Origin of the sequence: Brevibacillus brevis (genome assembly GCF_001039275.2) — a bacterium.
GTDB lineage: Bacteria > Bacillota > Bacilli > Brevibacillales > Brevibacillaceae > Brevibacillus > Brevibacillus brevis_C.
This window is the reverse complement of the sequence record NZ_CP030117.1, coordinates 5,115,991-5,129,710: the sequence shown is the minus strand read 5'-3', so window position 1 is coordinate 5,129,710 and position 13,720 is coordinate 5,115,991. Positions and strand designations below refer to the sequence as shown.

Here is a 13,720-nt window from a genome sequence, read left to right as displayed (position 1 = left end):
AGGACGATTTGGGGAAGCGTCCCCCTTCAGAATGTTTCGAGTAACAAAAGCTTTATCCTGATTTTCATTCAAGAGGAGGCATGCGCATGTCAACTGCCATAATCAGTGTACGCACCCACTAGAGGGGGGCGTTGATTCAAACCACCTGTCATGATCGGGAGGTTTGGATGCAGATGAATAAGAAATGGTACTTGTATGTCAATGCGTTGTCATCCTTGGGATCACGGATGAATTTGATCGCGTGTAGCGCGTTGATTTTTACATTTGAACATAGTGCTTATTGGATGACCGCTTTTTTCGTTGCAAGGCAATTAGGGGGGATGCTGTTTAGTCCCTTGGCAGGCGTGTTGGCTGATCGAATGAACAGAAGGCGTACCATGATCGCAAGCGACTTGGGGGCCGGTCTTGCTGTTTTGGCCATCGCTTTTTATCCGACGCCGTATGTATTAATCGCAGCGGCTTTTCTCAATGGCATGCTGTATACGCTGTTTCATATTAGCTTTCAGGCATCCTTGCCACAAATTTTTGGGAGTGAGCAACTGGTTCAGGTCAATGGATTAAAGGTCAGGCTGGAGTCATTGGTAGGCATCATGGGCTTCATGCTGGGAGGATGGCTGACAGATCACTATGGTTATACGATTGTGATCGTTTTGGATGGCGCCAGCTTTCTTTTCTCTGCATGGATTCTGACGAGACTTCGTTGGGAGGAGCAGGGAGACAATGTGCTTGCTACGTCAAAAGCAGCGAGCAGCTTTCGTGTCACCCTTCGGTACTTGCGGGATACACCTGTGCTTCTGACGATTAGCCTGTTAGCTTTTCTCGTATCGCTCAGTACGTCTGCGTATAATTACGGGTTGCCTTTTTTGGCGGATCAATTGCGTGATAGTGACGCTACTTTGCACGGATTAATGTGGACGGCGATGAGCGTCGGAGGCTTGATTGGCTCTTATGTGGCCGTTCGGTTGCGGGTGAAGCTGGTGAATGGGATGCTCGTTGCTTATGCTGTTTTTTCCGTGGGAATTGTAGGGGCATTCGCGGCAAACCATGCTGTGTTTGTGCTTTTGCTCTTGATTTTCGCGGGTCTATTTTCCGGCGCAGCACAGGTTTATGAGAGCACGCTTCTGCAACAAGCCCAAAATGAGCTGCGCGGCAAGGTGATGGGGGTGCAGGGGCTTCTGAGTCGAAGCGGGTATTTCGCTGGTTTTCTTATGGCTCCATTCCTGGCGGGTGCCTCCACTTTATTTGGAATGCTGGTCTTTGCCCAATTGCTATTTGTCACAGGGCTGATCGGATTTGGCTTGTACCTGGTTTTTTCTCCCAAAAAATAGAAAACAGCCTCTCGATACACGTAGTCTTTTTTCCACCTGCTAACCATAGGATGTACCAGTTGGGAGGTGTCGGGATTGGCCGTATTTCGACCCCGTCGGCGTTGGAGAAACCCGCTTTCACGTACGAAAGCGTTTTTGATCGCGTTGGTTATCTTTTTTGTTTTGACGATACAGACACTTGTGTTTTTGCAAAATCGATTGGAGCCTACTCTCTTGATTCTGGCGACGCAAAAAGCCGAGCAACTGGCGAAAGAAGCAATAACTGATGCCGTAACCAAGCGGATTTCGCAGCAAGGCGTCGACTTCAATCAGATTGTCAAAATCGAGAAGAACAACGAGGGGCAGATTCAGGCGTATCAGTTCAACTTCAAGGAATATGCGAGAATCGTGGGTGAAACAACAGCGAGAGTCCAGAACAAGCTCCAAGAGTTCGAGCAAGAAAAAGTAGACCGCACGATCCCGCTTGGATTGGCTACCGGGAACTCCTTTTTGGCATCCATGGGGCCGAATTTGCCAGTGACTTTCGTGCCCATCGGCTCGGTCAAGACCAAGCTGGAGACAGAGCTGAAGGAAGCAGGTATCAATATGGTGCTGGCGACGGTATATATTTTCGTGGAGGTCGATCTGCGCATCGTGATCCCTTTTGCGACTGAGGAGCAGACGGTCACGACGAAAATCCCGATCACCCACTCCTTGATCATCGGCGATGTACCGACGTATTTGTACAACAACCCGGAAGGCAAGCCGGATGTGCCGCGGATTCCTGGGGATACACCGAACAGCACTCCGTAATCGTTGAATAGGAAAAAGCGGCAGCGCGTTGCTGTCGCTTTTTTCATAAGGCTTTAGGAAAGAAGGAATAGCGTAATCATGGACTTGAAAAAACTGCGCTACTTTATTGCAGTAGCAGAAGAACTGCATTTCAATCGCGCTGCGAGAAAACTGCATATGACGCAACCACCGTTGACTCAACTATGTGTTTACGGGAAAGACCCCGATCATTTTTCCGGTACCGGTCGGATGAAAAACCTTCGTGCACAACTCAATACTTTCACGACGAATCCCCTTTAAAGACTCGCCCAAAATCGCTTTTGCTCTCGTCTCCGATATTCCATGAGTTCCTTCCTCCTTCTAAATGTAAGCTGAGTTTAACAAGTTTAATTAAATATGAAAAAATATATAATCATCACCGTTAATATGAAAACTATATTATTTAGGGAAGTCCGTATTCATTGACCAAGGTTTGTTAAATATTCACATTCTCTGCCATCATTTGCCGCTATTATGAGAGTTGGATGTGATACCTATGAAGAAACAAAGGAAAATCCTTTTTCTCATCTTGTTAGTGGCAGGAACTCTGCTCGATTGGTCCAGTAGTCAGCAAAAACAGGAAGTCGATCTTTACACGATCGGAATTGTGATTGCCAATGAGGATCGAAAAGATAAAGTAGCTGGATTAAAGGCGGGATTGCAATCGCTAGGTCTCAGTGAAGGAGCACGTATTCAGTATGTGCCCGTTTATTTGAATACGGTTCGGACGTTTGAAGAGGAGCGCTCCCTTGTCCAGGGCTTAATTTCGAAAAAGCCTGATGTAATCGTCACGACAGGGGCGCACGAGACCTTTTTGATTCAACAGGAGTCAACGACGATTCCCATTGTTTTTATTGGCGTCGCCTCATTGGTCGAACTACCCCTTGTTGAGACCGAGGGGACGGTTACGTGTGGAATCAGCAATGGCCAAATGAATGTGATAGGGAAAAGATTGGAGCTGACAACTCGTTTGTTGCCTGATGCCAAGCGTATTCTGATCATTGCCGATTCTCATGCTCCTACGACAGAACAAGCCATCGCAGAAGCAAGGTCAGCTGCTTCGTTGCTAGGTGTTCGCTTGCAGGTGAAGCAGGTTGCTTCCCCTAAAGACTTGGAGCAATTGCTCAGTAGGCTCTCTCCAGGAGAATACGACGCCATGCTTCCTTTACCTAGCTATGTTCTGGAAGACGCGATTACCGATTGCTTGCCTCTTTTGATCGATAAGCAATTGTTTGTCATGGGCGCATACCCCGAGCAGGTGAAGGCTGGTTTGTATGCCGCTTACGGCGTTTCCTTTCATTCACAAGGCATGCAGGCTGCTCATATGGTGGCTCGGGTGTTGGATGGAGTCCCTCCGACAGATCTGTCAATCGAATGGCCGGATGACGTTCGGTTAGCTGTCAATGCCACTTCCCTGTCCAAGCTTCCCATTACTGTAACCGATCAACAGTGGTCACTTGCACAAGAATGGTATGGAGTGAGGAACAAATGAGGGGGAGCAGACTACCGCGTATCAATCGACTGAAGACAAAAATGCTCCTGTTTGGGCTATGCATGTCCATCATCCCTTTTCTGATTCTTGGGTATATCAATTTGCATACCAGTAAAGATAAGGTTCGAGAAGAGGTAGACAGAGCCAATCAGATCTACGTGGAAAATACGTTAGCGCAGTTAGATATGCTTTTTTTACATACGTCCCAATCCATGCAGGTGGTTCAGCAGCGTTTTCTCAATGAGCGCCCTAGTGATGAGGATGCTTATTTCTTGCTGAATACGTTATTGAAGACTTCTCCTTATATGGAGGAAGTCGCACTTTTTAATCAGGATGGAGAGCCGCAGTATTTGCTGAATCGCTGGAAACATCAGAAGCTGGACACACCCATGGAGCGAGACAACCAACTTCTTACCACCATCCAATCGGGAAAACCATACATCGGAGGCATTGTCCGATCAGTGGAAGGGAAGCTGCTGGTAACGGTCGCGATCCCTCATGTATCTGCCAAAGGTGTAAAAGGTGGCATGTACGCAAAGCTCAATGTAAAACAGTTACTCGAACAGGTCACACTGCGAGCACGCTATGAAAACGAGGCCTATTTGTTCGTCACAGATGGGAAAAGCGATAGGTTTGCCGATCCGTTTATGCTGGGCAAGCCTTCTGATGGCTCTTTGACTTATTATGAACAAGCGGTTCCTCCCTCATGGACACTACCAGATCGAACTGACAAGCCTGTTATCCGTACATATCAAGCTTTCAATGGAGATGTTATGGTCAATTATGCCATGCGCTCTTCTGTCACACATTGGGTCATTATGCTGGAACAGTCGAGTCAAACAGCGTTTGCTGCCTTTTCAAAATTGGAACAATCTCTGCTCTTTACGACCTTATTCATCGCATTTATCGTTTTAGGAATTAGCATTGTGTTCTCTGTCTCGTTTAGCCGATTAATGGAAAAGATCGAATCCGCTGTGCAAAAAATCGCAGGTGGCGACTTATCCGTACGAATACCAGTGACAACCTCAGATGAAATTGGCAGGCTAGCAGCGTCCTGCAATGAAATGGCACAGAGTCTGGAGATAAAGACCAACCAGCTTCTCGAGGAAAAGAAGCGGCTTGATCTGGTCGTCAGTGGCATGGGGATGGGGCTCATTCTTGTAGATGAATCGTTTCGCATTCGCTGGATTAACCAAACAGCGTCGGCGTGGTTCCAGGATGCGGCTCATCTTCTGGGGAAAGACTGCCATCTGACGATTGGTCAGCAATTTAGTTCATGTAGTAGTTGCATGCTCCGAACGCGACAAATGGTGAACCAAAAGCAGACTGATCTTATTTCCTCCAGAGTCGATCAGGATGGGCGGGTCCGTTTTTATCGACATCAAGTTTTCCCTCTGCATCCGGAGAAAGAATCGTCTGCTTTTCTGGAGGTCATCGAGGACATCACGGAGAAACGAGAGCTAGAAGCCGCAATCGCACAAGCAGACAAGCTCGCTGCTGTTGGACTCTTGGCGTCGGGCATCGCTCATGAAATCAATAATCCATTAGGGATTCTGTCGCTGTATGGTCAGGACTTGCGAGACCGTCTAGTGGACGAGGATATTCGGGATTTACAGGACTCGGGAGAGCTTACTCAATACTTGGACACGATGGACAAACAAATTAACCGTTGCAAGGAAATCACGACCCGATTGCTGCACTTTTCGGGGAAATCACCCATTACTGTAGAAAAAGTAGATATTCATCAAGTGCTAGCAGACATTCTCATTCTTCTGTCCCATGAAATACGTGTCAAACAGGTAACGGTAAACCAGTCTCTGTTGGCCTCTGCTCCGTTTCTTCTCGCTACGCCTGGACAGCTTCAGCAGATCGTGCTCAATCTGTTAACCAATGCGCTGTACGCGACCCAGGAGCGTGGAAATATTGAGATAGCAACGAATTCTCCATCGAATGATCGAATCCGTCTGTCGATCAGAGATGATGGATGCGGTATACCCGCAGCAGATTTGCCCCATGTTTTGGAGCCCTTTTATACAACCAAGCCTCCTGGAAAAGGGACTGGTCTCGGGTTATCGGTCTGCTACGGGATTGTGAAGAATGTAGGCGGAGAAATCGAGATCGAAAGTACACCAAACATAGGCACAACGGTTACGGTCATCCTGCCGTCGGCAAAGGGGGAATGAACAAAAGATGCACGCTGACACTCGTATACTCATCGTTGATGACGAAGCAGATTTCCGCCATCTATTAACCAGTCGATTAAAGAGAAAGGGATATACCACGCTGGAAGCATCTGACGGAATCAGTGCACAGCAGCTAGTCACTAGTGAAACGATACATGTGATTTTGCTTGATCTGAAAATGCCCGGGATGGACGGTCTCTCCTTTCTGCAATGGTGCAAGGAAGCCTCTCCTGCCATTCAAATCATTGTTGTGACCGGACACGGAACAATCGAAACAGCAATCGAAGCAATGAAACGCGGCGCTTATGATTATTTGACAAAACCGTACAACCTCAATGAATTGGAGGTATTGATTTCCAAGGCCGTCGAAAAACAGCAGTTGACAGAGGAAAACCAACAGTTGAGAGAAGTTCTATCGACAAACGGGAAAACGACGTTTCAAATCGTTGCGGAAAGCCCGAAGCTAAAAGAGGTCCTAGCAACTGCCAAGCGAGTAGCCAGTACGGACTTTATCGTCCTCTTGAAAGGGGAAAGTGGGACAGGGAAGGATGTTATCGCGAGACTCATTTATGAATGTAGTGAGAGAGCATCAGAGGCATTCGTACCGATCAATTTGGGGGCGATACCAGAAACGATGCTGGAAAGTGAACTGTTCGGGCACGAAAAGGGAGCCTTTACAGGTGCAACTGCTCAGAAAAAGGGACTGGTAGAGATTGCCCACCTGGGAACGCTCTTTTTGGATGAAGTAGGGGACTTGCCTTTTCCTTTGCAGGTCAAGTTGCTCCGTTTTCTGGAAACCGGCGAATTTCGCCGAATAGGGAGCCCGATTCTGCACAAGGTGGATGTTCGTATCATTGCTGCTACCAATGCCGACCTGGAAAAGAAAGTGGAAGAAGGAACGTTCCGATCCGATCTTTATTTCCGGCTGCATGTTATGGATATAACGATTCCACCTCTCGCTCAAAGAAGAGAGGACATTTTGCCACTGTCGGCTTTCTTTTTGAATCGACTCAAGCGTAAGTATCCAGTCAAACCGCTTTCTGTGAAAGCGCAGGCAGCTCTTTTGGCCTACTCATTCCCGGGGAATGTTCGGGAGTTGGCTCATATGATCGAACGTGCTGTCGTTTTGGCAAGAGGAGAGGAAATTGACGACAAGGATCTCTTTCCTCACGAGCAGTCAACCCCTCATCATCTGTCAGATAAGGAGCTCATTTCATCAGCAGAAACGGGGGAGGAAGAAGCATTTTTACTGAAGAATGTAGAGCGAGAACATATCAAGCATGTGCTGGACGTTCTGCAATGGAACAAGACCAGGACAGCAGAGAAGCTGGGGATTAGCGTACGTAATCTGTACCGAAAAATCGAAGAGTACGAGCTGCGACCGTGACATTTTGTCGCGTACTGACCATGACATTTTGGCATGGTCTTTTCTTTTTCTTGCTGTTCGGAAGCGTCAAGCCGTTCGTTTTCCTGCTTTTATGGTTTGGCACGCCTCTTGCTTCTCTCATGGTGTGAATGCACGATCAACATGGAGGAGTGAGACCTATGATCAAAAAAGAGAAGACAGGCTGGAAGAAGCTGTCTATGGTAGTAGTGGCGATGCTGGTCTTTGCAGGCTGCGCTACACAGCCGACCGCTCAACCCACCTCAACAGCGAATGAGGCCAAAGATAAAACAGCGAGTGGGGCAACAGGAGCGATCAATCTAGCTTCCTACACCCCGCCTAGTATGGACAAGGTGCCAGAAGGGCCATTGGGAGAATCGATTAAGTATGGACATAAGCTAATGAATGAAACGAGCACAGTGATCCCTGAATACACAGGGAATAAGCTCTCCTGCTCTAGCTGTCACGGTAATGCCGGAATGGATGCGACCTCCCCTTTAACGGGTGTCACAGCAGTCTATCCCCAGTACATTCCAAGGTCTGGCAAAGTGCTTACCATTGAAGATCGCATCAACGGTTGCTTTCAACGAAGCATGAACGGAAAGCCATTGCCTTACAACAGCGATGAAATGAGAGCGATGGTTGCCTATCTGACGTATATCTCAACAGATGTACCAGTAGGAATCAAAGAGCGCCCGTGGATAGAAAAAAATGATATGAAGAGCGTACCTCAACCGAATGTGGCAAATGGAGAAGCACTCTTTCAAAAATCGTGTATACAATGCCATGCAGCTGATGGTTCTGGAACAGGCCCAAACTCAGGACCAGCGTTATGGGGGGATAACTCCTTCAATATTGGTGCAGGTATGGCCCGAATTTCCAAAGCCGCTGGCTACATTCAGCGCAATATGCCTTTAGGGGAAATGGGCGGTATCAAGCAAGGCTCGTTAACCGATCAAGAAGCTGCGGACCTAGCAGCCTATATTTTGTCCAAGCCGCGTCCGGACTTTGCCAAAAAGGCACAAGACTGGCCAGCTGGAGGCGTTCCAAAGGATGTGCCGTATGAAGTAGACAGCTCCAAGAAGAAGCAATAGGAACTCGGCATCTGACCCCCCAAAAGGGGCTGTCCCTTTCGTTTGCACATAATTTGAGCAACAGTAGATGAAAAGAACAGAGGCAGTTCTCAAGTAGAAATATCTACTGTTGGGATAGCCTCTGTTTTTTGTGCTTAACAATACATTACGAGAATTACCTATATTTTTATGGAATATTTGTAAAATATTGGTATAATAAACCGGAATAGTAAAAATATAAGAATAAGGAAGGTAAACGGGAATGAACAAAAAATCAAGACTGTTTTCAGTAGCAATGGCTACAATTATTGGCGCTTCTCTTGTAACTTCTGGGGGATTACAAGCAAATGCAAAAACGGATCAGAATATTAGTAATATTCAAGGTGGCTACTATTACATCGATGGAATCGAGTATAAAGTACCGAACAGCGAGATTTATAATTTCGTAAATGAAAATAGAATCACGAATTTGCCGTATGTTACCTCAAATACATCAACGACGTCATATAGAGGGGATGCGCGTAAAGTAAGACCCACAGCTGGGTGTGATCAAGGTGAATGGGTATTTACAGCGAAAAGAACAGCAAGCGGCTTCAAACTAGGGGATTCTGGAACGAGAGTTATCAATAAAACCAGTAGAGATTTGACTGAAACATCGAAATTAAGTTCCAGCACTACGATTTCAGGTAAAGTTACTGGATCAGGAAAATGGAATTGGGGTGTAATCGAAGCGACTGCAGGCTTCGAAATAGGCGGTAGCATAACATGGACGACAGAAGAGTCAACTACCATTACAGTAGGCCCTGGTGAGTGGGGATGGATTGATTATGGTGCTTATACGGAGACTTGGGAAGGAGATCATTACTATGTAACCCCCACTTGCAAAATTCAAGACAAAAAGAGAATCAAGGTAATAGGTCCAAAACACAAAGCCAAACTAGCAAGAACTGAAAAATTCTAATTACTGCTAAGAAGGAGAAGAGTTGAGAATGAGAAATAGACTCCTAATACCCATATTACTCCTAGCTGTATGCAGCTTCTTATTAGGATGCCAAGAAGATAAGCTTAAGGATCCGAACGATAAAGTGCTACCTAATAATACTGCAGCTCCTAAACCGGAGGATCATGCATTAAAAGAAGTGGAGTGGGTAAAGGTTGTTGATCCACCTCAAAATGTCTCTTCTCCTTCTGAAGCTGTCGTCCATCAATACGAGGTTGGGTTTAAAGATGGAGCCACAGAATTTCCTAAGAAGGATTCTGTCATTTTCGAAACGACCCTTGGAGAAAAGAGTATAGTGGCTATACGTTCTCCAGAGGGAAAAAATAATTTTGCTGTTTTTTTGTATGAACATAATCCCTCATCTAGTTGGGGAGTTTATGGGCTTGTAAGGTTGTTGGGGAATACAGAGTTTACAGATAAAGAGGGTTTACAATTACCTTTCGAAAAGTTCAATGCAACAAAAATGAATATTCCAGAAAAAGAAGTAAATGCTTGGGTGTTTGCAAACGAAAAAGAGATCGTTACGATTACCGTATATAAACGCTTTCCGTTTACACCCAGTTCTGATCGAGAAACGATCTTACTAAAAAATGGGAACGAAGCATATATAGGTAAGGATCATTTGAAAAATAGCTACTTGTATTACTTTGATACTGAAAAGATAATTGTTGTTTCAGGTAATGTAGCCAAGCAGAAATTTATTGATGTAGCAAATTCTTTACCCCTTGTTACTTCTGCATTGTTTCCTAGCCCGAACAAAAAGGAACAATAAAGGAAAATCCGTAGTGTGTGGAGAAGAGCGACAGTGTAGAACTGTCGCTTTTCCTTTTTTGTAAAAGATCGAAGGAGGCTTGGAAATGCTGATCAAATGGATTACATGTAAAGTAACGGAAAATCAGAAGCAATCGTTTTCCCATGCCCAAGCGAAATGGAGATCAGTAGAGGACATAAAAGGCTTTCTGGGACAAGTCGGAGGGTGGAATCAGCATCAGCCGTTGGAAGCTTGTATTCTTACTGTTTGGGAGAGTAGAGAACACTATCAATCTTTCATGGAGAAGGATCACGATCCTATTTTTCATCAGACAGGGCAGAGCCAGACATATGAAGCCATTTCTGTACAGCTTTTCTCGAAGCTCACAGACAGCGACGATCGTCAGTTGCTGGATGGATTAGAGAGCGCTCAAGTTCTTCGCGTAGTCTGTGGAAGCGAAAACAACGTACTCGCAAAAGCTGGGGCAGAGACGGGAGGGATCGTTGGACAAAGCCTGAAGGATAGCCAGCAATATATAGCGGCGACTTTGTGGAATAATGATCAGCTCGCACCGACGGGCGACGCTCAAGCCTACACCGTTGCTCTTGAACAGACATGGCGCGTTGTTAAAAAAGGAGACCACAAATGAGTAAATCCTATACAAAAGGCATTATTTTCGATATGGACAATACCTTGCTGCAATCCCGAATCAACTTTGCAGGGATGAAACGGGCCATTTTTCAACTGTGGGCCGACAATGGAATTGTAGAGCCGACTCTCGATTGGGAGAAGTATACCGCATCACAGCTCATTGAGATTGGCAGAAAATCGGAGCAGATGACGAGTGAATTGGAACAAGCTATGTGGGAAGCAGTAACCGCGATTGAGAAGGAAGGCATGCATGGAGCTGTATTGGAGAAGCATGCGGTGGAAGTGCTGGATCGCTTGAAAGAGAACTACTATTTGTATATCCTGACCAACAACGCCTACGCCGCGGCAGAGGAGGCTTTGAACGGGACGGGAATCGCTCCCTACTTTAACGAAATCGTAGCCCGCGAGCAGATGACGACCTTGAAGCCATCTCCATCGGGCATTCACTATATTCGCAGCCGCAAGCCGGAATGGCCTGTTTCGGCTTGGACGATGATCGGGGATTCCTGGATCGATGGGAAGGCGGCCTGCGACGGACAAGTCGCTTTTATTGCCTATCAAGGGAACGAACAGGACATGGAGCAAAATGGTGTTGTGCCAAAGGCGTACATAAATGATTTGAAAGTACTCCTGACCGTCCTTGAAGAGTGCGAGCAAAGGTAAAGTGCACTTCTCCAATAAATGATTACAGACAATAGTGAAAAATATGCTATACTTTGCGTAACTGAATACCAGCCTTCAGGGTAGGGTGCAATTCCCGACCGGCGGTAATGACGAACGCACGTCTGAGCCCGCGACTCGCTATCGAAGCAGTTGATAGCGACTGACTTGGTGCAAATCCAAGGCCGACGGTACAGTCCGGATGGGAGAAGGTATTTGGAACGGCCTATTTTGCTGTTTTTTTCAAAAAAACAGTAGAAGCTAGGCTTCTTTCTGAACGCCCTGAGCATAATATTCATGGGCGTTTTTATTTTTATAAAACTTCATAGCGACAATCTTCAGGGCAAGGTGAAATTCCTGACCGGCGGTAATGGCGTACGTACGTCTGAGCCCGCGACTCGCTGACCACGCTTACAGCGACTGATCTGGTGAAACCCCAGAGCCGACGGTACAGTCCGGATGGAAGAAGATTTTGTGCTTTCTTCATTTGTTTTTTTGTGAAAAAACGGATGAGGTAAGGCTTCTTTCCCTATGCCCTGAAACGCTTTGAGGTTTCAAGGGCTTTTTGCTTGGCTGGAATGATGGAACAGAAAGGAGTGCGGTATGGAACAGGACAGCAAGTACATGGATCTGGCGCTGGAACTGGCACGATCGGCACGAGGCCAAACCAGCCCGAATCCCATGGTCGGAGCTGTAATTGTGAATGATGGAACCATCGTGGGGATGGGAGCGCATCTGCGGGCAGGAGAACCCCATGCTGAGGTGCACGCACTGCGGATGGCTGGGGAAAAAGCGCAAGGTGCGACCGCGTACGTGACGCTGGAGCCTTGCAGTCACTACGGAAAAACACCGCCGTGTGCAGAGGCGTTGATCGTAGCCGGTGTACGTCGTGTCGTTGTAGCGACGCTCGACCCGAATCCACTGGTAGCGGGAAGAGGAATCGAGATGCTGCGGGCAGCAGGGCTGGAAGTAGCTGTGGGCGTGAGAGAAGAAGAAGCGAGGGCGCTCAATGAAGTCTTTTTCCATTACATCCAGACCAGACGTCCATTTGTGACGGTAAAGACGGCCAGTACATTGGACGGGAAAATCGCTTCGTTCACGGGACACAGTCGGTGGATTACTGGAGCAGAGGCTCGGGCAGAGGTGCATGAACTGCGTAGGCAGCACGATGCCATCCTCGTTGGAGTTGGGACGATTCTCGCGGATGACCCGCTGTTGACGGCGCGCCAGGAAGAGGAGCGTTTTGGAAGCCAGCCAGTTCGCGTGATTTTGGACAATCATTTACGTACGCCGCTGGGTGCCCGTGTCGTCCAGAATGCAGATGCGAAGACTTGGATCTTTACGACAGATGCAGCCCCAAGGGAAAAGCAGGAACTGCTTGCGGCAAGAGGAGTAAAGGTCATCACAACGGATGCACCCATTCGCGTGGAAAAGGTGCTAGTTACGTTGGGAGAGCTGGGGATTACCTCGTTGCTTGTGGAAGGCGGGCAAGAAGTAAACGGCTCCTTTTTGCAGGCGAGAGCGATTCAAAAGGTCGTGAGCCATATCGCGCTAAAGCTGATCGGGGGAAGCGGCGCGCCTTCGCCATTCGGTGGTCAAGGCTTTGCGACGATGGGAGAAGCGGTACCGTTGACAAATGTCACGATCACTCCGATGGGGAAAGGTGATGTACAGATCATCGGGTACCCACAATGGGAGAAACAGGCGTAGCGAGTGAGGAGGAGAGAGCATGTTCACGGGACTGGTCGAAGAAGTGGGCGTGTTGGAAGCGATTCAAGGGAACGAGCAGGCGAGTCGACTGGTCATCCGCGCACAGCAGGTACTCGAAGGGGTAAAGCTGGGGGACAGTATCTCGGTCAATGGCATTTGCCTTACGGTTACTTCTTATACGAATCGTCAGTTTAGCGTCGATGTGATGCCAGAGACAATGAACAAGACGAGCTTGCGGCAATTACGCAGCGGACAGCGAGTGAATTTGGAGAGAGCAATGCGGCTGGGGGACCGTTTTGGCGGGCATATCGTCTCCGGACATGTAGACGGGACCGGAAGGGTTGCTTCACGAGAGGTGAATGCGAATGCAGTCGTGTTTCGGATTGAGGCCAAACCGCAACTGCTGAAGTACGTCATTGCCCGTGGATCGATTTGCATAGATGGCATCAGTCTCACCGTGGTGGACGTAAACGATAACGGTTTTACCGTTTCGATCATTCCACATACGCTGGCGAATACGAGTCTTGCAGACAGACGACCTGGGGACTTGGTGAATCTCGAAACAGATGTCATCGGCAAATATGTGGAGCGTTTGTTAGGGTATCAAAATCATGGCGGTACAGAAAAATCTGGCGGGCTCAGTCTAGCCTTTTTGCAGGAAAATGGCTTCGCGTGAGA

General features: G+C 47.5%; 12 protein-coding genes, 2 pseudogenes and 2 riboswitches. Of the genes and pseudogenes, 13 read left to right on the top strand and 1 reads right to left on the bottom strand.

The features are described from left to right. The first annotated feature begins 173 nt into the window (after positions 1-173). The 3 genes and pseudogenes from AB432_RS24830 to AB432_RS24820 all read left to right on the top strand — a co-directional run. Positions 174-1,328, top strand: a complete 1,155-nt coding sequence (locus AB432_RS24830; RefSeq protein ID WP_048035955.1) for an MFS transporter — start codon at positions 174-176, stop codon at positions 1,326-1,328. 66 nt (positions 1,329-1,394) lie between these two features. After that, the gene (gene yunB, locus AB432_RS24825; RefSeq protein ID WP_053079626.1) at positions 1,395-2,120 is read left to right on the top strand and encodes a sporulation protein YunB; all 726 of its coding nucleotides are present in this window, start codon (positions 1,395-1,397) and stop codon (positions 2,118-2,120) included. Between the two features lie 78 nt (positions 2,121-2,198). Continuing rightward, positions 2,199-2,300: pseudogene (locus AB432_RS24820) on the top strand (LysR family transcriptional regulator); the annotation flags it as partial. Here AB432_RS24820 and AB432_RS24815 read toward each other — a convergent pair. Continuing rightward, a pseudogene (locus AB432_RS24815) lies at positions 2,293-2,423 on the bottom strand (aldo/keto reductase); the annotation flags it as partial. The pseudogenes AB432_RS24820 and AB432_RS24815 sit on opposite strands and share 8 nt — an antisense overlap. A 211-nt stretch (positions 2,424-2,634) precedes the next feature. Between AB432_RS24815 and AB432_RS24810 the strand changes: the two are divergent. The 10 genes from AB432_RS24810 to AB432_RS24765 all read left to right on the top strand — a co-directional run bounded on the left by AB432_RS24810 (position 2,635) and on the right by AB432_RS24765 (position 13,718). Continuing rightward, positions 2,635-3,630: an ABC transporter substrate-binding protein gene (locus AB432_RS24810; protein ID WP_048034560.1), complete on the top strand. Its 996-nt coding sequence runs from the start codon at positions 2,635-2,637 to the stop codon at positions 3,628-3,630. Continuing rightward, positions 3,627-5,813 (top strand): ATP-binding protein, encoded by a 2,187-nt coding sequence (locus AB432_RS24805; RefSeq protein WP_048034559.1) that lies wholly within the window; start codon positions 3,627-3,629, stop codon positions 5,811-5,813. Before AB432_RS24810 ends, AB432_RS24805 begins: the two co-directional genes overlap by 4 nt. Positions 5,814-5,820: 7 nt before the next feature. Next, positions 5,821-7,200 (top strand): sigma-54-dependent transcriptional regulator, encoded by a 1,380-nt coding sequence (locus tag AB432_RS24800; protein WP_048034558.1) that lies wholly within the window; start codon positions 5,821-5,823, stop codon positions 7,198-7,200. Between the two features lie 158 nt (positions 7,201-7,358). Next, positions 7,359-8,291: a c-type cytochrome gene (locus AB432_RS24795; RefSeq protein ID WP_048034557.1), complete on the top strand. Its 933-nt coding sequence runs from the start codon at positions 7,359-7,361 to the stop codon at positions 8,289-8,291. A gap of 241 nt (positions 8,292-8,532) precedes the next feature. Next, positions 8,533-9,231, top strand: coding sequence for a hypothetical protein (locus tag AB432_RS24790; protein ID WP_048034556.1), 699 nt, complete (start codon positions 8,533-8,535; stop codon positions 9,229-9,231). Positions 9,232-9,259: 28 nt separating this feature from the next. Then, the gene (locus AB432_RS24785) at positions 9,260-10,042 is read left to right on the top strand and encodes a hypothetical protein (RefSeq protein ID WP_048034555.1); all 783 of its coding nucleotides are present in this window, start codon (positions 9,260-9,262) and stop codon (positions 10,040-10,042) included. Positions 10,043-10,127: 85 nt separating this feature from the next. After that, positions 10,128-10,670, top strand: coding sequence for a YdbC family protein (locus AB432_RS24780; protein WP_048034554.1), 543 nt, complete (start codon positions 10,128-10,130; stop codon positions 10,668-10,670). Next, complete coding sequence (locus AB432_RS24775; protein ID WP_048034553.1) at positions 10,667-11,335, top strand: HAD family hydrolase; 669 nt, start codon at positions 10,667-10,669, stop codon at positions 11,333-11,335. The genes AB432_RS24780 and AB432_RS24775 overlap by 4 nt, the downstream gene beginning before the upstream one ends. 67 nt (positions 11,336-11,402) lie before the next feature. After that, positions 11,403-11,550, top strand: a riboswitch (FMN riboswitch). 112 nt (positions 11,551-11,662) lie between these two features. After that, positions 11,663-11,807, top strand: a riboswitch (FMN riboswitch). Positions 11,808-11,935: 128 nt separating this feature from the next. Beyond that, positions 11,936-13,042 carry a bifunctional diaminohydroxyphosphoribosylaminopyrimidine deaminase/5-amino-6-(5-phosphoribosylamino)uracil reductase RibD gene (ribD, locus tag AB432_RS24770; protein ID WP_048034552.1) on the top strand — a complete coding sequence of 369 codons (1,107 nt, stop codon included), beginning with the start codon at positions 11,936-11,938 and terminating at the stop codon, positions 13,040-13,042. 19 nt (positions 13,043-13,061) lie between these two features. Further along, positions 13,062-13,718 (top strand): riboflavin synthase, encoded by a 657-nt coding sequence (locus AB432_RS24765; protein ID WP_048034551.1) that lies wholly within the window; start codon positions 13,062-13,064, stop codon positions 13,716-13,718. Positions 13,719-13,720 lie beyond the last annotated feature (2 nt).

Bases quoted from the DNA above. Each gene is read 5' to 3' on its own strand.
- AB432_RS24765 (WP_048034551.1), top strand. From the start codon at position 13,062: ATGTTCACGGGACTGGTCGAAGAAGTGGGCGTGTTGGAAGCGATTCAA.
- AB432_RS24790 (WP_048034556.1), top strand. From the start codon at position 8,533: ATGAACAAAAAATCAAGACTGTTTTCAGTAGCAATGGCTACAATTATT.
- ribD (WP_048034552.1), top strand. From the start codon at position 11,936: ATGGAACAGGACAGCAAGTACATGGATCTGGCGCTGGAACTGGCACGA.
- AB432_RS24810 (WP_048034560.1), top strand. From the start codon at position 2,635: ATGAAGAAACAAAGGAAAATCCTTTTTCTCATCTTGTTAGTGGCAGGA.
- AB432_RS24775 (WP_048034553.1), top strand. From the start codon at position 10,667: ATGAGTAAATCCTATACAAAAGGCATTATTTTCGATATGGACAATACC.
- AB432_RS24830 (WP_048035955.1), top strand. From the start codon at position 174: ATGAATAAGAAATGGTACTTGTATGTCAATGCGTTGTCATCCTTGGGA.
- AB432_RS24785 (WP_048034555.1), top strand. From the start codon at position 9,260: ATGAGAAATAGACTCCTAATACCCATATTACTCCTAGCTGTATGCAGC.
- AB432_RS24800 (WP_048034558.1), top strand. From the start codon at position 5,821: ATGCACGCTGACACTCGTATACTCATCGTTGATGACGAAGCAGATTTC.
- AB432_RS24805 (WP_048034559.1), top strand. From the start codon at position 3,627: ATGAGGGGGAGCAGACTACCGCGTATCAATCGACTGAAGACAAAAATG.
- AB432_RS24795 (WP_048034557.1), top strand. From the start codon at position 7,359: ATGATCAAAAAAGAGAAGACAGGCTGGAAGAAGCTGTCTATGGTAGTA.
- AB432_RS24780 (WP_048034554.1), top strand. From the start codon at position 10,128: ATGCTGATCAAATGGATTACATGTAAAGTAACGGAAAATCAGAAGCAA.